Annotated in this window: 11 protein-coding genes; all 11 read right to left on the minus strand. The window is 59.8% G+C overall.

Going from position 1 to position 20,518, the window contains the following annotated elements:
* A partial coding sequence (locus EBB59_RS02495) for a putative Ig domain-containing protein (RefSeq protein ID WP_147455486.1) occupies positions 1–12,919 on the minus strand: 12,919 nt, incomplete at its 3' end.
* A 634-nt stretch (positions 12,920–13,553) separates the two neighbouring features.
* On the minus strand, positions 13,554–14,249 hold the full coding sequence (locus tag EBB59_RS02500; RefSeq protein ID WP_158601691.1) for a sigma-70 family RNA polymerase sigma factor: 696 nt from the start codon (positions 14,247–14,249) through the stop codon (positions 13,554–13,556).
* A 2-nt stretch (positions 14,250–14,251) separates the two neighbouring features.
* Positions 14,252–14,983, minus strand: a complete 732-nt coding sequence (gene fliP, locus EBB59_RS02505; RefSeq protein WP_122100578.1) for a flagellar type III secretion system pore protein FliP — start codon at positions 14,981–14,983, stop codon at positions 14,252–14,254.
* Positions 14,980–15,345, minus strand: coding sequence for a flagellar biosynthetic protein FliO (locus EBB59_RS02510; protein ID WP_147455487.1), 366 nt, complete (start codon positions 15,343–15,345; stop codon positions 14,980–14,982). The genes fliP and EBB59_RS02510 overlap by 4 nt, the downstream gene beginning before the upstream one ends.
* Positions 15,342–15,647, minus strand: a complete 306-nt coding sequence (locus EBB59_RS02515) for a FliM/FliN family flagellar motor switch protein (protein ID WP_122100580.1) — start codon at positions 15,645–15,647, stop codon at positions 15,342–15,344. Before EBB59_RS02515 ends, EBB59_RS02510 begins: the two co-directional genes overlap by 4 nt.
* A 2-nt stretch (positions 15,648–15,649) precedes the next feature.
* Positions 15,650–16,393: a FliM/FliN family flagellar motor C-terminal domain-containing protein gene (locus EBB59_RS02520; protein ID WP_122100581.1), complete on the minus strand. Its 744-nt coding sequence runs from the start codon at positions 16,391–16,393 to the stop codon at positions 15,650–15,652.
* Positions 16,393–17,547: a flagellar basal-body rod protein FlgF gene (gene flgF / locus EBB59_RS02525; protein ID WP_122100582.1), complete on the minus strand. Its 1,155-nt coding sequence runs from the start codon at positions 17,545–17,547 to the stop codon at positions 16,393–16,395. Before flgF ends, EBB59_RS02520 begins: the two co-directional genes overlap by 1 nt.
* 19 nt (positions 17,548–17,566) lie before the next feature.
* The gene (locus EBB59_RS02530) at positions 17,567–17,983 is read right to left on the minus strand and encodes a flagellar hook assembly protein FlgD (RefSeq protein ID WP_122100583.1); all 417 of its coding nucleotides are present in this window, start codon (positions 17,981–17,983) and stop codon (positions 17,567–17,569) included.
* Positions 17,973–18,749: a hypothetical protein gene (locus tag EBB59_RS13395; protein WP_147455488.1), complete on the minus strand. Its 777-nt coding sequence runs from the start codon at positions 18,747–18,749 to the stop codon at positions 17,973–17,975. Before EBB59_RS13395 ends, EBB59_RS02530 begins: the two co-directional genes overlap by 11 nt.
* A complete protein-coding gene (locus EBB59_RS02540; protein WP_122100585.1) occupies positions 18,742–19,188 on the minus strand; it encodes a hypothetical protein in 447 nt (148 codons plus the stop codon). Before EBB59_RS02540 ends, EBB59_RS13395 begins: the two co-directional genes overlap by 8 nt.
* Complete coding sequence (locus tag EBB59_RS02545) at positions 19,185–20,516, minus strand: FliI/YscN family ATPase (protein WP_245978979.1); 1,332 nt, start codon at positions 20,514–20,516, stop codon at positions 19,185–19,187. The genes EBB59_RS02540 and EBB59_RS02545 overlap by 4 nt, the downstream gene beginning before the upstream one ends.
* Positions 20,517–20,518: the final 2 nt, after the last annotated feature.

Raw genomic sequence — 20,518 nt, forward strand, 5'->3', positions numbered from 1 at the left:
CGGCGCGAATCTTGACGCCCGGGCGGATCACCGCCCAATCGTTATTGACGATGTCGAAGGTCTTGCCGATGCGCGCCTGGGCGACATGGCGTCCGTCCTTTTCCACGATGGCGAAGCCGGTGCCCTTGTCCCAGCCGGTGTCGCCCTCGCTGAAGTCCGCGTTGGCCGGGGGCTGCTGGTAGGTCTCGTAAACCTCCACCCACCAGTTGGCGGTAGCCCGCTCGCCGCTGGCGGTCTTGAGGTGCAGGGGGATGGCGGGTTGCTTGGCATCCGCCAGCGTCGGGGTGCCGGAGAAGGTGCGGGTGGCGGCATCGAAGCGCAGCCAGGCCGGCAGTCGGCGGGTATCGAGCGTGGCCGGCTCGCCGTTGTCGGTCACCAGCCAGTCCGCCGGCACGGTGTACGAGAAGGGTTGCCCGACGCGCACCCGTTGATTCGGCAAGCTTTCCTTCAAACGGGGGTTGGCCAGTACGCCGGGATCCACGCCGATGGCGAAATCGGCGCTGGCGCCGTCACGGCTCACACGCACCTGGTAGACGCCCGCCTTGGCCAGCTTGCCCTTGATGACGCCGCTGGCCGGGTCGAAATACAGCAGGGCATCCGGGTCGGTCGTCAGGGGCGAAAGACCATTCCCCCACTGGCTGCTCGGCCGGGACCAGGGGAAGCGGTAGCCGGTAGCCGGGTTGGCGCGGTCGAGGTAGGCCAGCGCCACCGAGTACTCGCCGCTGCCTGGAAGCACGCCATCGGGAATGACGTATTCGAATAGCTGGCCGACCCGCCCCAGCGCATCCGGCAACACGCTCTTATTGAATACGGTGGCCAGGTCGGATGGCACGAACGACACGGTGCCGGATGTCGAACGCCCTTGGGCATCGCTGATGATGAGCGTGGCGCGAACTTGATTGTTGCCCAAGGTGCCGGAGAATGTCCGTGTGGCCGGATCGAAGCGCACGCCATCGGGCAATGCCTCGGCGGTGATGACCGCCCCGGGGGTAACGACCCATTCAGGCAGTTTGACCCTGAAAGGTTGCCCGTTCTGGATGTTGATCCTGATGTCGCCCTGCGTGAGATGCGGCGGCATGTCGGCGGCACTCGGCGGGACGTCCGGGGGCAGGAACTCGCCATTCCGGACAGGTGACGTCAGCGAGCTGCCATTTTGCGCGGAGCGCATCCAGGTCACATCGACGCCGTCTCCGGACATGGGTCGTATTTTCACGTCCCGCCCAACCACGGTGAGCAGGACATATTTGATGGCGGTATTCCCCTCGGCATCCGCCGCGGTCACTTCCAGAATCATGTTCTGTTGCTGGGCGGGCGTCCGGCCGGTCAGGCGCAGGGTGGAGGGATCGAAACGCAACCAAGCCGGGAGCGGCAGGGAAGGCTGCGTCTCGAAGCGGCGGTAACTCCTGGACCAGCTCCTTCCCTCATCGGTATAAGCGTTGATCCGCGCGATCTTGGCGCTATAGGTCAGAGCGGCGCCATCGCGGTGCTGGAACAGGCCGGGCGGCAGCGTGATGTCCATATCCTGGTCAACGCGGACGATCTGTTGGGCGACGGTCTTGGTGGCGGCGATTTGGGTGGATGGATTGAAATCCAACAGGAACCCGAACGCCCGGGTGGTCGATCCCCCTTCGACCTGTATGGTCAGGGGGAGCTGGTTATTCCAACGAATGGCATTGAGGTCATCCTCGTAGACGTAACTCTCTGGCGGAGTCGCGCTCAACGTACCCGTGGCGGCATCGAAGTTTACCCAGGGAGGCAGCGCGCCATACGGCGAGGACACTTTGAATCGGTAGCCGGTATTGGCCACGTCGCCATCGATATCCTGGAGCAGGGTTGCGGGGTCGAGCGTCATGCTCCATGACTCATTCGGGCGCAGTTGAACGCTGCTTGGCCCCTTCCAGATCGGCGCCCTGTCGAAATAGGCATCCAGCGTGACGGTCGCCGTCCGCCCTTGCGTTCCCGTCAACGTCAATCGCAGTTTGAGCGAGGGCAAAACATCGGGCGCGGTGGCTTCGTCCACCTTGAGCAGCCATTTGGGGGAAGTGAAATAGGTATCTCTCTCTTGCACCAGGCTGAGCCAGGCGGGCAGACCGCCGCCATCGGCCAGGGTGATGCTGGGGGTGACGGGCAGGGCCTGGTCATACTTGAAATAGTCTTGAAGACGCAGTTCGGTGATGTTTCTTTCCTGGCTATAGCCATCCGCCCTGTCAAGCTGCAAACGCGACTCGGCGGGGAGGCCGGGGCGCAGGCTGATCGAAGGGTCGGCCAGACGAATACGGAATTCGCGCTCGATTAAACCGCCGTTCCAGTCGAAGGCACGCGCGCGGAGCAATACCGGAGGCATCTCCCCTCGATCGTTAAAACCATCCATCCCCCGTTCGTCCACCGGCGGGGTGCCGGACAGGGTGCGGGTTGCCTCGTCGTAACGCAGCCAGCTTGGCAGCGGCTGACCATTGGGCCCGGTGACGATCATGGCCACCGGGTCGCCATCCGGATCTGTCACTACGCCAGGACCAAAGGTGAAGGTGTAGGGCTCACCGATAGACGCCACCGGCAAGTCAGCCTGCATGGGGCGCCCACCCCAGTTATCTTCATCGTCATAGACTGGCTCCCCATCCAGCGTGATGCTTGGCGCGCGATTTCTCAAATCCACGGAAGATGCACCGAAGCGGCCATAGCCTTCCGAATAATCGACCCGTACTCTGTTGCCCGCGGCATCGTAGCTGTAGCGCACGTCCAGCAGCCGTTTTTGTTTATCCATGTCCTCCTGCACGACATGGACAAGCCGGTTGTTCAGGTCGTACTGCATCCGGGTTTCGAGACGGATGCGCTGGCCACTGCCATCCATTGTCTCGCTACTTTCCTTGATACGATTCCCGACTTCATCGTACTCGTATCTGAAATTATTGCCGTTGCCCTCCCTGATGGAGGCCGTGCGGCCCATTTGATCATATCCAATTTCACGCGTTGCCGAGTACGTTTTGAAAGTGGTGACCGGGACGTAGACCCTTTTCTTGGACCTGCCAAAAATTTTCTTCAGGAACCCACCGGTGCGTCTTATTTGCACCTGCATGGTGATGGAGGCGATGGACTGGGTCCAGTCGCTGCTTTCGGATTCGAGCCGCCCAGCCGAGTCATTGTAGCTTCCGCCATATCCATACTCGCTGCCACTACCATTATCGTAGCCGTAGCCGTAGTCATAATCGACACCGCTCAGATCGTTATGGTCGATGAGGCGGCCATAGGCATCGTAATCCCAGGTCTGTTCGTCCAGGAAGACGGTTTCACCTTCTTTATCGACCTTGGTACGCCGACCGTTCTGAGTGGATGTGCTAGGCGGGTCGATGACCAGGGACTGTTCACGCTGACGGCCCTGGGTATCGATAGCGACGATAACCACCTCAGCCGCGCCGTTCTCCCGCGGCACGGTGCCGGACAGGGTTTTGGAAGCGGCATCGAAAGTCAACCAGTAAGGTGCGCTCAGCGAAGGCCCGATTTCCTGGTTGACTTCTTCCAGCATTTCCTCGCGCGTATCCAGGTCCATGGTTCCGCGCGTATAGCGGATATAGGCTTTATATGTCAGCGCTTCGCCTTGCGGGTGAACGAAGGCATCATCGGGAATAACGTAGCTGAAATTTTCGCCGGGCGCCGGACGCTGGATCGACAAGCCATTCCGGGCCTGCGGGCCGAGTGCGTAAACTCGATCCCAGGTTTCCCGGGATACGCCTTCCACCGTGAGATAGCCGGTGGCCACTACCTGGGAATCGCCTGTGCTGGCGATGAAAGCCACCCGGTAGGCGACGCCTTCCCGCGGTTGCCCGCGCAAGGTGCGGCTGGCGGCATCCCAAACCAAATCGGTACTGGCACGCGACCCGCCTTGCCCGTCATCCACCTCGACGGTGGCCGAGATGGAAATGGCCGTATCGATAGGCGCACTGAACGCCGTGGCGGGCAGCGTATAGGAAAATGCCTGGCCCGCAACCGCGAATTGGGATTCGATAATGCCGCCTTCGTAGCGAGGGGCGCGGGCATTGAGCAAACCGGGGTCGGAAAGCGCGTTGGTCTCCCGAATCTTGTTGCCCTGGCTATCGTAGGCATATGTCATGACGAGGCCGGCGGCGGAGCGGCTACGCAAGACCAGGCCACGGCTGTCGTAGTCGTATTGCTGGACGCCCCCTAGCGCATCGGTGATCCTGAGCCTGTGCCCCAGTTCATTCAGTACGTAACTCTCTTGAGTTTGCTGGATGCGCGCGCCCGCCTGGGCCTGGAGATTACCGATGGACACCACCCGCCCGGCGCTGTCGTAATTCTGGAACTTGATAAGCCCCGAGCCATCCTGCGTCAGCCGAGAGCGGCCAAGCGTATCGAAGGCGGCGAAACTCCAGGTGCCACGCCCATCGCGGCTGCCCACCAGTTGCCCGGCTTCGTTGAAGCGGGATTGGCGAACATTGCCATTGGGATCACGCGTGGCAATCTCCCGGCCAAGCGCATCATGAAAAACGTATCGCTCCGGGCGACCGAACCGTTCGGCGCCTGTCTTTTCGACGATTCTGACATAAGGTTGGCGTTCTTTTTCGAGCTGATTCAGCTCGTTGTACTCGTAATCGACCCGGGCGCCGCGCGTATCTTCCACATATAGGACATTGCCCCAACGGTCCGACCGCGTTCGCTTGAATTCCGTTCCGGCCTTGATCGTCAGAATGGCATTTCCGTTCCTGTCGTAAAACGACTCGTTGTCGCCATCCGATACGCTCTTGCCACCCGCATATTGGTACCTGCGCCATACGCCTCGAACTTCGTTGGTGCGCGCAAGATTACCGTCCACATCGTATTGGTATTGCTTGGCGAAGCTCTCCGTCGCCTTGGCGGTATCCAGGCTTTCGTCCTGTGCGATCACTTCGCCAAAAGTGTTGTAACGAACCTGGTTGGATTGATCGACATGTGTCCGCGCCCGCCCGTTTTCATTCCAGCCGCGCTCGGTCCGGGTCGTGAGCACCCGACCCGTGCGGTCATAGGTCATGGCAACGGTCAGCGAGGTCGATGAAACGTAAGCGCCGGATAATTGCTGGTGGGAAGTCAGAAGGTTGCCAGCCGCATCATAGGTATTGGAAAGCAATGCGCCCTGCGCATTCTTGACCCAAATCTGGCGGCCCTGCCAATCGTAACCGAACTGCTCCACCGCATCGTCGCTGCTGACGACCGGGCGCGCCTGTCCCTCGAGGATTCCTTGAGCGAACGCCCGCGTTTCGACGACGTTCCCGAAGGCATCGTAGTAGGTCGTGGTGACTGGCGATACACGACGATAGAGTTCCGCCCTGTCCAAACTCCACTGCGGGTTGGACTTCAGTTGGTCGATGGCATCATCGCGCAGAACGGAACGCTCGGGCTGGACAATGGAGATGGCACGGCCAAGCGCATCGTACTGGGTGGACTTGCTCCCGTTATCTCCCGAGACTTGGGTAATGCGGCCTTCCTCGTCATAGCGCGTATTGGTGGTGATTGGTGTCTTGACCACCGAACCATCCAGTTGCCTTACATTGCGGATCAGCGATTCCGACGTTTTCCTGCCCAGGGCGTCATAGCCATATTCGTATATCCGGTCGAAGCCCGTGGCGGAGGTGCCGGGCGGCGGGATTTGCGGCTTGACCCTCGGGTCGAACTTGAAATCATCCACTCCATCATTCGACTCTATCAATGATCTACCTATGGCGGGACTGACCCTCAGGTCATTGAAGACGTGAAGCGAGACCGCATGCTCGACCCTTTTGACAACATTGCCGTAGCCATCGTATTCGGTGCTGTTCGCATAGCCCTCGGGGTCAATGGACATTTCCTCCCGCCCAAGCGCATCCCGGTAATACGCCGTCCGCGCCCATCGCACGCCCGTTGAATAAACATAATCGGCCTCCAAAGAAACGCCATTCTTATTGAAGAAATTGCGAATCTCACTGGCCTTCTCGACGAGTTCTCCGTATGCATTATAGGTAAACCGGGTGCGTTCGCCGCCAGCGGATTCCGATTGCAGGACACGGCCTTCCGTGTCATAGCGCATTCTCAATTCGCGGCTTTTATTGACGCCTGGGAGCGTTTCCATGCCACGGCCTTCACTCGCTCCATAGCGCATCCTTTCTCTACCATCTTCGGCCCAGCCCGATTCATCAACCTCGATTGAACTCGACCGGATGGCATCCCGCAGATCGGCACGGGGGTCGGATGGAATAGCTACCGGCTTGAAGAGCCGTTTAATCGAAACCAGATCACCGAACGAGGAGTAATTTTTCAGAGTGACCGCTCCTTCCTGATCGACCTCGGCGGAAACTCGCCCTGCCCGGTCGTATAGCTTGAAGGAGTAATCCCCCCGAATGTTTCTCTCCGCCACCGCCTGTCCCAGTGCGTTGTACGTCACTTCGACATACGGCCGATCACCAGTGGGAAGCATCCGGTTCGTGCCCGGATCCAGGCGACCAGGGTCAGAGAAAATCGTTTTTACCTGATTCCCTCTATTATCGTAAACGTATTCGGTTCGACGGCTGGCAAACCCTGCGTCATCGATACGCGCGGTCACGTTGTTCAAGGCATCGTATTCAAATGCCGTTTCGATGCTACGTTCGCCATAAACGCGTTTGCCCGCCGCATCGATATTCGACACTTCCACACGCGGGGAGGTTTCGCGGGTCTTCCGGCCAGCGGCGTCGTATGCGTAGGACCAGATGGCGCCGCTCTTCAGGGTGCGTCCGATTTCGTTGCCATTGGCGTCGTAACGATAGGACTCGCGGTTGCCCAGCGCATCGATGGTGGCAACCAGCCGCCCCACCGCATCGCGCTCGTACCGTGTCGTGCGCACCCCGGAACTCTGGAGCGTCTGTGCCAACTGGCCAGCGGTGCGGGTATCCACCCCAACCGGGGATTCATATTGACGCACCGCCTCCACCCGCCCCGCGCGGTCGTACGCCGTCTCGACCACGCCGCCGAGGGCGTCAACGGCATAGACCGCCCTGCCGGCGGAGTCGTAGACGGTTCTGCTTTCGCGGATTTGCGGGTTCTCAATTTCACTCAGAACCTCGGCAAGCCGGGCCGCCGTGTACTCAACCGCCTCGAATCTGTTCAGAGCCTGGCCGGATTCCGGCGCTGCGGGATCGGTAGGCTCGACTGGGATCCGCTTTATCTCCTTGTAACCGATGACATCTCCATATTGGAGCTTGGACACCACTCTTCCGGCGGCATCGTAGACATAGCGCTCGGCACGCGCAGAAGCATTATCCACATAGCGCGGCATAGGCCCTTCGGGCGGCATCCCCGGATGTTCTCCAGGGCCTCCCCCTGCATACGGCCGCCCTCCTGGATATTCCACAGGTTTTTCTCCAGGATATGAATCACCTCCCTGACGCACCAGAACATATTCGAGCCTGCCGGCCGAGTCATAGATGTTTGTCGTGGCACGGTCATCCCTTCCAACTGCACCGGGAAGAATTTCAAGCAGGAATTTGATATTGGATAGCGAAAACGGATCATTCTCATCACCCGAGCCAAGGTCATAAAACCCAGGCGCCTTTATATACATCCCCCCCCCTCGATCGTCGCCATAGGCAATTGTTTCAGCCACCCGACCCGCCGGGTCATAAATCGTCCTGCGGATGGAGTCGCCGGGGCCAAACGTGATGGCCAGACGCCCGGCCTGGTCGTATACATAAATCGAGGTGATGTCCCGCGCCTCATCCGCCGGCGGGGCGGATACGGCTGCCGGGTTGTCGGACGGCGGCGTGATCAGCGCCTGTAGTTCGACCGTGCCGTTTTGCAGTGCCTTGGAAAGCTCCGCGGTGAGCTCCAGCGTATTCGAGTATTTTTTCGTGGCTATCACCCGGCCGGCTGCGTCATAGCGCGTCTGCGTGACCGCGCCCGCCGCATCCACCACCGCGATTACCCGGCCGGCGGCATCGTAGATTTGGCTCTTCACCACATCGCGCGCGTTGTCGGCAACCGGCGCCGGGGTCACATTACCCGCCGCCAGGCCCTCGCGCAGACCCTTCATATCGATCGCGGCGGCAAAGCTGCGCACCTGGGTCACACGGTTTGCCGCGTCATAGGCCATTTCAGTGACCGCGCCTTCGCCATCCACCATGAAGCGGACACGCCCATCCTTGTCGTAGATCCGGTAGTCCTGCTGGTCGCGGTCATCCGCGGCCACGACGTTGCCCGCGGTATCCATGCGATTGGCGAAGCGTCGCGTCGCGATCAACTGGCCCTTGACGTCATAGGTCATCCGGGTCACGCCATTGTCGGCATCCACGGTCTGCACCAGCCGGTTGGCATCGTCATAGGTATGACGGGTCGTGCGGCCCCCGGCATCGGTACGGCTCAACACGTTGTCGTTGCCGTCGTAAGTGAAGACTGTCTCGAGCGCCAGACCATCCGGGTCCACCGTCTCCGCCACGCGCCGGCCCAGGCCGTCATAGGCATAGGTCACCGTCCGCGCCGACGCCGTGCCCGCGCCCTCGGTCATCGTCAACCGCCGGCCCAGGCCATCCCAGGCATAGGTCGTGCGAAGCGCCAGGCCCAACGGGTCCACTGTCGACTCGACGAGCTGGCCCATGGCGTCGTACTTCATTTGCGTCACGACCCCGCTCGGGTCGACCACCTGTATCTGGCGGCCCTGTCCGTCGTAGGTATAGACGGTCGTCAGGCGAAGCCCTTCAGGGTCCACCACCCGGTTGAGTACCCGGCCCGCCGCATCGTAGTTCAGCTCCACCATGCGGCCGGTCGCATCGACCGTGCGATGCAGACGCCCGAGCACATCGTATTCGTTGCGGCTGATGCCACCCGCGGCATCCTCGGTACGGGTCAGGCGTCCATCCTTGTCGTAGGTATGGGTCGTGACCTGATTCAGGCCATCGGTCACGGTCAGAATCTGCCCATGGGCGTTATACACGGTCTTGACCGTCACGCCCTCCGGACTCGTCACCGTCAGGCTCTTATCCGCATCGCTGTAGGCAAGCCGGGTCTCGTTGCCCGCCGCATCAAATTTGCTGACCACACGACCGTAGGCGTCATAGGCCATGCGCACGGATTCCATGCGCCCAGCCACCCAGCGAGTACTCGTGACCTGGCGCCCCAGGCGATCGTAGTCATAGCGGGTCGTGATACCGCGGCCATCGATGATGGAGGTGCGGTTGAAGGCGTCGAAGGTCTGCGTCAGGGTGCGCAACCGATCGTCGATTGACGAGGATTCGCTGGTCGTCAGCAGTCGTCCGAGCCGATCATAGGTATGGGTCTTGGTCGCCGATTGCGTCTGGCCCAGGTCGCGATAGCCGACTTCCGTCTTCGTCTCCCCAAACGCGGTGTAGCTGTAGCGGGTGAGGTAGCCGTTGCCATCGGTGCGCGTGGCGATGAGTCCCCGGGTGTCATAGCTCAGCGTCTGCCTCTTATCCAGGTTTGCCACGTACTGCAAGGTTGAAAGCGCTTGCAGTGCGCTGGCGCGGCTCCCCGGCACCGTGACCTGCAATCGCCCCGTATAGGCCAACGACTCCTGCTTCTGTCCGAAGGCGTTGTAGCGGGTCTCGCTCACTTCCATCGCCGCATTGCGCACGCCATCCGCCGCCACGCCACGCATCTGGAAGGTCTGCCGGCCCGCCGAGTCATAGGCGTACCAGGTCTTGTTGCCCTCCGCATCGATGCTCTCGATCCTGCGCCCCAGCGCGTCATAGGCGTGGCGAATGCCATATCGTGCATAGGCGGCATCCAGTTGCGCCTCGCTCATGTCCGGCAACAGGAATACCGAGCTTTCTCCTCCCAGCTCGCCGATCAGGTTGCCGAAGACGTCATAGCGGCGGCTGTTCTCGCGCACCTCGCTGGTGCCCGACGCGGTCACCGTTTTCACCAGGCGACCCGCCATGTCATAGCGATACCGCGTGACCGTGCCTTCCGGGTTCGTCCGCGTCACCAACTGTCCCAAGGCGTTATAGGCCATGCGCGATTCGCGCACGCGCTCCGCCAGCCCATCGGCGAGCGCGAGGGTGCGTACTTCGGCGAAACGTTCATCGCCGGTCAGGCCGGTCAGGCGCGTGGCATAGGCGCGCGTGGCGCGGATGCGCCCGGCCTCATCGATCACCTTCTCCGTCAGGTAGCCCTCGGCATCCAGCGTTCCAACCACATTTCCGCGCCCGTCGTAGAACATGCGGACCTGCTGGTCGAGCGTGCTGGCGGCTGGACGCAAATCGGACAAACTACCCGCCGTGCGTCGTTCAACGACAGTGGCCGTCGCATAGCGGATCGTCTTGACGACCCTGCCCGTCGCATCCAGCACGTTCTCGGAGAGATATCCCTCCGCATCCAGCGTGGCAAGCAACTGGTTGGCGGTATCGTAGAAATAGCGTGTGACACGATCCCCCGCCTCGCCCAGTTCCGGCGCGGAGATAGTCAAGCGAACCCGGTTGGAGCGGCCGTCGTACGCGTAGCGGCGTACCAACCGGCCATCCGATTCGGTCGATAAGCGGCCCGCCGCATCGTATGTTCTTTCGGAAACACGATCGTTCAATGCATCGGTCCGCACCCAGGCCGACGCGGGGCCGACGTCGGCCGGTATAGTCTCGGCAAAAACCAGACGATCGATAATCACCGAGTCGCCCGACATCCATTTCCGGGTATCCACCTGGTTGGCGTAGGTCAATACTTTGACCACGCGCCCGGCCGCATCGTAGCGTGTCTCCGTCACCGTGCCGGTGGGATCCACTTGCGCGACGATGCGCCCGGCCGCATCGTACAGGCTATAGGTAATACCGCCCGCCGCGTCACGAGCGGCGCGCAGGCGACCACTCGCGTCATAGAAAGCCTGGGTAATCCTTTCGTTGGCGACCACGCCCAGCGAATCACGCTCGGTGACGGAAGTCACATCGCCCGCGCTGTTCCGGGTTTCGATGCGGACCACTCCCGAATCCATCTGCGTAATCACCAGACCGCGCGCGTCGTCGTAGCTGTACGAGATGAGGTTCGTCGCCACATCCCAATCGGCGGCGGCGGCCGGGTCGCCGGGCCGGGTGGCCGCCGTCGCCGCCGAGCGCACCAGTTTGCTCAGCAGACGCCCCATGCCATCGTAGACATAATCGGTGACTTCACTTTCGGCAACGGGTGTCACGGCATCCCGCTGCTGGCCATCGGTCACCACCTTCTGGCGAAGCAGCCCCTGCGCATCATAAACATAGCGGGTGAGCGCGGCGGTCTTGTCCAGAACGCCATGACCGGCGGCGTCATTCGAAACCGCCGCGTAATCAACCGTCTGTTGAAGGCGCCCTTTCGCATCGTAATCGAATGATTTCAGCGTGCTGGAGGCTTTCCGGTTCGCCGTTTTGTCCCGCGTCCAAAGTTGCAGCGACTCCAGCGTGGCGTTTCCGGAATAAGCCTCGCCAGTGTAACGGCGCTCGGCACTGACCTGATCCACGCCGTTTCCGGAGGCATGGTAGCTGTATTCCGTTACCGCGCCGGCGGCGCTGACAGAAAACACCAGGCGTTGACGGCTGTCGTAGATGTAACTGAACGTGTTTTCACCGGAAGGCGACCGCGTGCCGGTGCCGGATGAGTCCAGGCCATCGGGATCCGGGGTGGTGTAGCGTGTTTCTGAAGTGACTTGATTGGCTGCGTTGTAGGTCCAGGTAACCACATTACCCAGGCGGTCGCGGGAAAGTTTCCTGTTTCCGTTTTCGTCATACTGGTACACGGTATCCAGCAGAGCCGCCTGACCCGAGCCTCCCTGGGTCACTCGGGCCAGGTTGCCATCCGCGTCGTAGGTGTAGGCCGTCTTTTTTCTCAGGCCATCGACGGCTGGCTCCATGATGCTCGACAAGCGTCCATTGGCATCGTATTCATAAGTCCAAACGGCCCCCGTCGCATCCGTGACTTCCGTGGCGCCGGCAAGATAGTTGAACGTCAATGCCTGGGAAGCACCATCACCACCATCCCCTTTCGTCAGGGTCTTGATCCGATAGCCCCCCTTGGCATCGGATTCGTACGTGTAGGACACGCTCACCCCGTCACTGGTGCGCACTCTGCCGATCCGGGCATCGGAAGGATCGGACGAGACGTAATCGTAGGTCGTCCTGAAGAATCGGCCATGGCTCTCGGTCTCTTCACTCGACGTACCGCTCGACGATTCGCCAGGTCTCAGGTCGTGTTCGACCGAGGTCAGGCGACCGCTCCCATCCGCGTTCTCATAGCCATAGCTGACCTGCGACTTCCGCGCCCCGCTCTCACGGGTTTGTATGGATTGCAGTTGCCCGGCCTCGTTGTATGTATAAAGAATCCCGTCCTGCTGGCCGTCCGGCGCGCCATCATTCGCCAGCAGGGAAACGACACGGCCCGCGCTGTCATAACCCACCACGAACGTGAAAAGTTCGGCGCTATCGAACCGACCATTGGTCAGCGAGGTCAGCCGCCCCTTCAGGCTGGCATTCGCATGATCGGCGTAAGTCTCCACCACACGGGACGTGCCCTCGGTATAGGTCCAGGTCCGCGACGAGGCCATATAGGTCAGCGTGTCGTGGGCGTTGTCACCCTCCACGGAAACGTATTCGTTGGCGGTGCCGGAGAATTTGAAGACCTGTATGGACCCATCGCCCGCCCTGCGCCGAACCGTGCTGCCGGACTCATTCAACTCACCCACCAGTTCCACGGAACGCTCAAGCCCTGTCAGCCAGGCATCCTGTCCCACATCCGACAACACGCCCCGACTGTTGTACGTCCTGCTCGACGCCACACCGAAACCCCGCACCGTGATGAATTCATCATCGGCTTGCAGCAACAAATTTCCGGTTGCGACATTGACATAGCCACGATCGCGGCTCTGCCCGATCCCAGGCTGCCCTTTTGCGCCCAACTGCCCCAAGGACGAACCAAACAGCCCCAGACCATTCCCCGTGAATACCGCAACCATGCGACACCTCAGCCATCAAATGACAGTCATGGGCCTTGTGGCCCTCCCAGACCATCTATCCATTGAGTCGGCGGGAAGTTTAGGGAGACAGGCGATCCACTCCGCTCGGCCGCCCATTCGGAGGTACGTTGAAAGCGACGGAAAGCAGTGCCATTTCGATTGGCCGAAATTCGCAATCAGTGAGCGACCACGGGTTTGCATGGCGACGCGCAGGCCATCGCCCCCTCAAACACCGCCAATAACCCGATAGCCATCAGATTTCCCAAAATCGGCCCATGAATACTCGCACCGTGCGACCTTCATCCAGATGTCAGACTTGATCGACCCCTTCACTGCCGGACAATACCTCTCACGCGCCGGGGAGACATATCGGAATATTCAGCAACAAATCCTGTGATTGATGCCTCGCCCCATACCGCCCCCCATGCGGCAGGGCTATCTCCAACCGGCTACGTTATTCCAACATAATTCGCCACTTGGAAGTCAAGGCTAGCATAGCCGAACGGCTCCGCCCCCAATGCAACCCAACGATGACTGGAATACTCCGCCAGCCCTCATCAGCACTCGCCAAGCAGATCAATAAAAACAGAAAGAAGAACGCAACTGACCCAATGAAATCCCACCTCATGGAGAACTAACCGCATGAAGAAAATTTTCTCAAGTCGCCCTTCAGGGTATTGAGAGCCTCTTTATGCAATTGTGAAACACGCCCCTTGGTCACGCCCAACTCCTGCGCTATGTCGGTGAACTTTTTTTCTTTGTAATAATGCGCCTCCACGACACCGCGCAGACGATCTGGCAACCTGTTGACCGCCATCAACAGCCGCTCCGCCATTTGCCGTTGCGATGCAAACGCATAAGCATCTGGCTGCGCCCGCATACCTATAGTGCTCAGGGTTTCGTCAAGCAGATAACTCACACCCAGACTTGTCACGGCATCGAGCAGAAGCAGAAACGGATCTTTCTCATTGTCGTCATCCATTTCGGAAAGCCGATAACCCGACTTGTTTATCGAAGGGGGCGGACGATCATGTATGATCGTTCTTATGCCATTGAATACGGCCCCCCGCACTCTCGACGCGGCATAGGCAGGAAATGGAATGCCGCGATCAGGGTCGAAACGGTTCATGGCCTCCAGCATCCCAATCAGGGCATTATGTGTGAAATCTTCGCGGTCGACCTGGTAGGCCCCCAGGCGGCGGTGAATACCGCCGGCAATACCGGATGCCCAGGATTGGTAGTGCGCCACGAGGCGATCCCTCGCGGCCGTATCGTTCCGCTTCTTATACAGCAGCCAAAGATCCGCCTCGCCTGGCAACGACTCATCCATCGTCATGTCCAATAGCTATTCAACAGCGCCTTGGAAACCAGCACCCAGCCATCGATCAACACGAACAAAAGAATCTTGATGGGCAGACTGAATGAAGCTGGGGGCACCATGATCATGCCCAGGCCCATCAATATTGCAGCCACGACCAGATCTATCACCAGGAAGGGCAGAAATATCACGAAGCCGATCTGAAACGCCACCTTCAGCTCGCTTAACAGAAAGGCGGGAATCAGTGCGCTGAACTTGATGTCCGCCGCCGTCTTGGGTGGCTCCTGCCTGGACATCTCCAGCACTGCGCGCAGATCCGATTCGCGTGTCTGCCGAATCATGAAAGACCTGATGGGTTCCGACCCACTTTCCACTGCCTGCCTGGCGGTGATCTTGTCTTCCAGGTAAGGAGAAACCGCATTCTGGTTTACCGTATCGAGCACGGGAGCCATGGAGAAATACGTCAGGCAAAGCGCCAGCGCGACGATCACACTATTGGGTGGCGTCTGCGGCAACCCCAGGGCATGCCGCAGAAGCGCAAGTACGATCACTATCCTGGTAAACGAAGTGATACAGATCATCAGAACGGGGAGAATCGAAAGCAGCGTGAGCAGGACAAACGTCTTCATCGCCCCGCTATAGTCCTGCTTCACGGCCTCGCCCAGAACGTCCACCGGAACCGATGCCGATACGGCTGAAGAGAACCCCAGCGTCAAAACCACCCCAATCAGCAATATCTTATTCATGTGGCGTCATCCCTGGCCACGGCGTGCAATGTTCGACTCACCTGTATCGACACATTCGACTCGACGATCATAAAACGCCCCCCATCCACATCGACGAGATGAAGCGTCGTCTTGGGACTCAACGCTCGACGCCCCACGATTTTCATCACCGGGGCTTCCATCTGCCGATCGAGGCCTTTTCCGCTCCAGCGCGACAGCCATCCACGCTGCTGCGCAAACTTGAGCCCGCCCCACAGCATGCAAAGCAAGATCGCGGCCAACAACAACGGCCAAAGTATCGCAACCAATCCCATCCCCGCGTCTTCGCGATAGGGAATCGATACAGACGGGGATGATGGAAGAAGGAAGATCGCGACGCTCACGCCAACTCCAGAATCCGAATACCGAAATGATCATCCACCGCCAGCAATTCACCACGCGCGACCAAACGACCATCAAGCAGCAAATCGACTGGCGCATCCACCCGCTCATTCAGCATCAACACGTCGCCTTGCTTCATCGAGAACAATTCCCGTATCGGCAAATCGATGGTGCCTACCCGCGCGGACAACGCAACTTTGACATGACCGACAAGTTCCAAATCAGCCATACGCATTTCCCGCGGCGCCCCGGCCCCTTTGACTTCCCGGGAAGTTGAATTCATGATATTTTCCGATTCATCCATATTTATTCCTCAAAATGCGTAATGCGTAGCGCCTTGACATCATCCACCACGGTCAGAACCCCCGCGGCACGGTGCCGCCCCGTCTCATTCGCAAGCCGGAGCCCCTCCCCCAAGCCCGCTCCTGTCTTGAAAACTTCTCCTACCTTCAGGTTCATGCCTTCCCTGAGATCAATCAGCCCCATTGGAAGCTCGACCACCATCTGCACGTTGACGTCCTGAACCGCATGGACTATTGGCTCAAGCGATGGCGTCGCGGTCACGGCACATAAACCGCGCCCCAGCAGCTGCGCCACGCCTTCCGAATCCAAGTGGAGAAAGGCGTTCCGCGGGAAAAATCCGAATTCGAACCAAGCCTCCTTGCAACGTGTCAAATCAGCCGGCGGGTCTGCCGGTCTTGCCTTTTCATTAAATCCCCAGTTTCCCAGCAGACTATCGAACGCCTCCCTTCCCACATGTCCGGCCAACCCGGTCGGATCAGGCGATGCCGCACCACAAAGCCAGGCCCCAAGGTCTTCGACCCCCTTCCCCGTCAATCCAATCCATAGATTTGCCGGCCCGGCGGATGTTCGGTATCCATGCATCGCGTAATTGGCATCGGGCATGGAAGGGAGCCGTTTCAGTGCGCTCTTGTCGAATGGAATATCCGGCGCCCATTCATCGTGCCAACGCGCGATACCATCACCAATGGCCTTTTCGAGGTCGACCCACTGCTGTTGGGACAACCAGCCAAACGCATCACTGCCCATCAACCACCCCGGGTGCTGTTATACAGCTGATCCAGCATCTCATTGCTTACGGTCATCACGCGCGAGCTGGCCTGATAACCGCGCTGAATGATGATCATGTCCGCAAACTCCTGGGTGAGATTGACGTTCGACATTTCCAGGCTGTTGCCCGCAATCCGCCCGAACCGCCCCTCTCCGGCCCTGCCGAACTCCCTTTGCGTCACGGTCGCTCCTGAAATAAGGCGCCCCCCGGACAGGCGAAGCTCTCCTTCGTTGGGGAATATCGCCAGCGCCAGTTGAGGGCCTTGACGCTTTTCCGCACCCGAATACGTCAATTGCAGGACACCTTTGTCATCGAACTTCATGCCGGTCACGCCCAAGGCCGGATGTCCGTCTTCGATCTTGCTGGTCACGGTATTCGCGACTCCCATCAACGAACGAAGGCCATCCAGCGCGCCAGCCGTGCCCAGCTTCAGCGTGATCGTCTGCGTGGTGCCTCCATATACGGGGCTGAGCACGATTTCGGTCGAGCCCACCTGTGGCGTGCCATCCACATTGAAAGCAATGATGGAAGTCGATAACGTCGCCCCCGTCGCATCGGTCACGACCGCCTCGAAGGTGGGCGGACTATTCGTCTTGCTCGAGAATTTCACCGTGAGCGTATGTGCCGTGCCATTGGCATCGTAGACCGTAATGCCATTGGTAACGGTATTGGCAGCCCCGGGCGCGAGGTTCCCGGTAAGCTTGACAGCCGTGGTGGCCGACGCCGGGAGCATGCGGTAGGAAGTGTAATCGACCGGCGTCAGATTACCCGCCGCGTCGATACCCATCACCTGGTATTCATTGACGCTGTCGGTCAGGATTCCATCTCCATTAAACCTGAACTGTCCGGCACGCGTGTAGTAGAGATTGCCCTCCTTGTCTCTCAGCACGAAATACCCATCGCCGCTTACCGCGAGATCCGTCGGGTTACTGGTTTGACGGATATCCCCGGCCTGGGTCCGCATCCCTTCCCCCGAAATACGCGCGCCCCGATTTCCATCGATATTGGAAAAGAAAGTATCGCTCCCCCGGAAGCCGGGAGTATTCATGTTGGAGATGTTGTCGCTGACCGTATTCAGGCTGCGCGAAAAACTGAATAGACCCGACAAACTATTGAACAATGCCTGGAACATGATTTTCTCCCAATACTGGTTAAGGTTTGACGATCGATATCTGCGAGAGCCTGATCCCGGTCAGCACACTGCCATTCGGGGATTTCACGCTTAATGCGGGGCCGGTCGTGGTGAATGCAACCGCAATGACCTGCCCATTGACTGGCGCCCCCACGCCTTGCACTTCCACCTGCTTGTTGAGAAGCGACACGGCCTGGGTCGCGGCCTGCATGGAAAGCAGATCGGTGGTGTTCTGGCTGGTCTGGCGGAATTGCTCCAAGGAGGAAAACTGCGCCAATTGCGCCAGGAATTCACGATTGTCGACCGGTTCGAGCGGGTCCTGGAACTGCAACTGGGCCAGGAACAGCCTGATGAAATCCTCCTGGTTGATCGCCTTGTTGTTCGCAAGGGTCGAAGCCTGCGCGTTTTGCGTGTTGCCGATTCCCTCAATCTCCATGTGCTTCCCTCCTTGTCCAACGGTTTTCACCAGTCCACAGCGACTTACCGTTCACGATCACTCGCTCAAGCATTCGGCCATGCTGGCGCAGAAATGCGCGTACTTCGTCCACTACCCGCGAGAGCTCGGGTTCGTTGCTCAGGTAATCGCGTATCCAGAGTTCCTCGCCAGCGTCACCTGGGCGCATCAGTAATCGCAAAAGACGCGCCGGCCACAACTCCGACTCGGCACCGGATTTCCCTGCCTGCCCCTCCATGAGCCAATCGATCACCTCGCTGGAGGTAATGTCGGGCGTGGCGGCATTGGTATTCGCCGTGCCGAGGGGATATATCCTCTCGCCGGTCACGCGCTCGGAGGCGCGTCCAATCGACACCGCGGGGGCGGGATGCGTGGACAAAGGCGCGCTCTTGCTGACAACAGCTTGGCCAGGGCCATTCACGGTGACGCCAGACGAATAAGCCGCATGATTCGACACCTGTGACAGGACGCCATTGGCAATCAGCCGCCAGGGAAGCGCGAATGACATGGAATGGCCCGACGCCGAGATCACTTGCAACTCAACGGTTGGCAATGTGACTGGCAATTCGAGCGTCTCGCCTACCGCAACCGGGTTTCCCGTCGTGACGACTTCCGCCATTGTCCGATCATTCGCCATCGATTCGTTGTTCAACAATTGACCGAAATCCGGTCCCGTGGGCGTCGCATGACGTGGAAATGAAGATCCCGTTTCCGGCGGTAAAGCCTGCGGGAAGAAAACTTCAATCATGATTCCACTCCTTGGCCACACGCATATCCGACATTTGGTCGGACAGTCTCTTTTCATTGAACTGCCTGAGCTCGCCGTCGATTCTCACCTTTCGCTGGTTCACCACGCGGCTCGCCGCGCGGGCTTCCACGTGCCTGCTCAAAGCGCTCGCAGTGCTCGCTTCGGCGGAGTGAAATCGCGCCCGGGCCTCGGCACGCAGGTCCGCTGCGCTCTGCTCAATCAAAGCTATTTGTTCCAGAACCGCAATGTCGAGCCGCCCCTTTTCATGCAACTGGAGCCGCTTTTCCTGGAGCAGGATGAGCGCTTGCGATTTCGACTCGAATTCACTGCGTGCATCCGCCAGCCCCGCGGACTCGCGATGAAACAGGCTTTCGGCGACGCTGGCCTGGAACTCACGCCAGCGCAGCAGTGTCGAGAGTCCGCGACGCGGCCCATTCATGAGCCGGACGCCTGGTTATCCGCAAGCGCCGCGAGCTGATCGAGAGCGGCGCTTCTTGGTGTTCGCTCTTCCGGCGCCTGCCGCAGGAGGCGCTCGATGGCGGGCATCTTGGCAACGGCATCATCCAACTCGGGGTTTACCCCGGCCTGATACGCGCCCAGCTCGATCAAATCCCGGGATGCTTCGAATGTCGCAAGTAGTTTCTTCACTCGCTTGGCCCGTGTCGCCTCCGATGTGCTGGCGACATGACTCATGACACGGCTGGTGCTATGCAGCACCTCGATGGCGGGATGATGGCCGCGCGCGGCGATTTCCCGAGAAAGCATGATGTGTCCATCGAGAGTCGCGCGCATGTGGTCGGTCACTGGCTCGTTCATGTCATCGCCTTCGACGAGCACGCTATAAATGCCCGTGATGGCGCCGCCCTCCGCCAAACGTCCACAGCGCTCCAGCAACGTCGGCAGGCGGCTGAACACCGACGGGGTATAACCGCGAAACGTCGGCGGCTCCCCGATGGCGAGACCGATTTCTCGCTGCGCCATCGCGAATCGCGTCATTGAATCGACGATCAGCAGCACCGACTTGCCCTGATCCCGGAAAAACTCGGCAATGGCATGCGCGGCATGAGTCGCCTGGGCGCGCACGACCGCCGGCTCATCCGATGTCGCCACGACGACCACCGACCGTTTGAGCCCCTCGGCTCCCAGTGAATGGGATAGAAACTCCCCGACTTCCCGGCCGCGCTCCCCGATGAGTGCCAAGACGGTCACGTCGGAAGACACTTGTCTGCCCAGCATGCCCAGCAAAGTACTTTTACCAACGCCGCTGCCGGCGAAAATCCCCATTCGCTGCCCAACACCCATGGTGAGGAGTGTGTCGATTGCACGCACACCTGTTTCCAGCGCCTTTTCGATCGGTGCGCGCCGTAGCGGATTGATGGGCTCACGATAAAGCGGATAGTGGTCATCCGCCTGCACTTCGCCCAGCCCATCAATAGGCGTGCAGAAAGCATTGACCACGCGCCCCAACATCGCACTCCCTACCGGAACGCTCACCGGCTTGCCAGTCGCATGGATGAAACTATCGGTCGATATCCCGCCGACATGGCCATGCGGCATCAGGAGAAGGTGTTGATGCTTGAATCCCATTACCTCGGCCTGAACCGGAGGCGCGCCTCGCTCACTGTATATCTCGCATATTTCCCCGACACGGGCCTCGGGACCCGCCGATTCCACCACCAGGCCGTTGAAGCTACGTATACGACCAAGATGCCGTCCCATCCGGGCGGTCTTGACGCTTTCCATCAAACGGGCAGCCCTGGTATTCATGC

The organism is Solilutibacter pythonis (assembly GCF_003697345.1).
Taxonomy (GTDB): Bacteria; Pseudomonadota; Gammaproteobacteria; order Xanthomonadales; family Xanthomonadaceae; genus Solilutibacter; species Solilutibacter pythonis.

Bases quoted from the DNA above. Each gene is read 5' to 3' on its own strand.
- EBB59_RS02500 (WP_158601691.1), bottom strand. From the start codon at position 14,249: ATGGATGAGTCGTTGCCAGGCGAGGCGGATCTTTGGCTGCTGTATAAG.
- fliP (WP_122100578.1), bottom strand. From the start codon at position 14,983: ATGAATAAGATATTGCTGATTGGGGTGGTTTTGACGCTGGGGTTCTCT.
- EBB59_RS02515 (WP_122100580.1), bottom strand. From the start codon at position 15,647: ATGGATGAATCGGAAAATATCATGAATTCAACTTCCCGGGAAGTCAAA.
- EBB59_RS02520 (WP_122100581.1), bottom strand. From the start codon at position 16,393: ATGGGCAGTGATGCGTTTGGCTGGTTGTCCCAACAGCAGTGGGTCGAC.
- flgF (WP_122100582.1), bottom strand. From the start codon at position 17,547: ATGTTCCAGGCATTGTTCAATAGTTTGTCGGGTCTATTCAGTTTTTCG.
- EBB59_RS02530 (WP_122100583.1), bottom strand. From the start codon at position 17,983: ATGGAGATTGAGGGAATCGGCAACACGCAAAACGCGCAGGCTTCGACC.
- EBB59_RS13395 (WP_147455488.1), bottom strand. From the start codon at position 18,749: ATGATTGAAGTTTTCTTCCCGCAGGCTTTACCGCCGGAAACGGGATCT.
- EBB59_RS02540 (WP_122100585.1), bottom strand. From the start codon at position 19,188: ATGAATGGGCCGCGTCGCGGACTCTCGACACTGCTGCGCTGGCGTGAG.
- EBB59_RS02545 (WP_245978979.1), bottom strand. From the start codon at position 20,516: ATGAATACCAGGGCTGCCCGTTTGATGGAAAGCGTCAAGACCGCCCGG.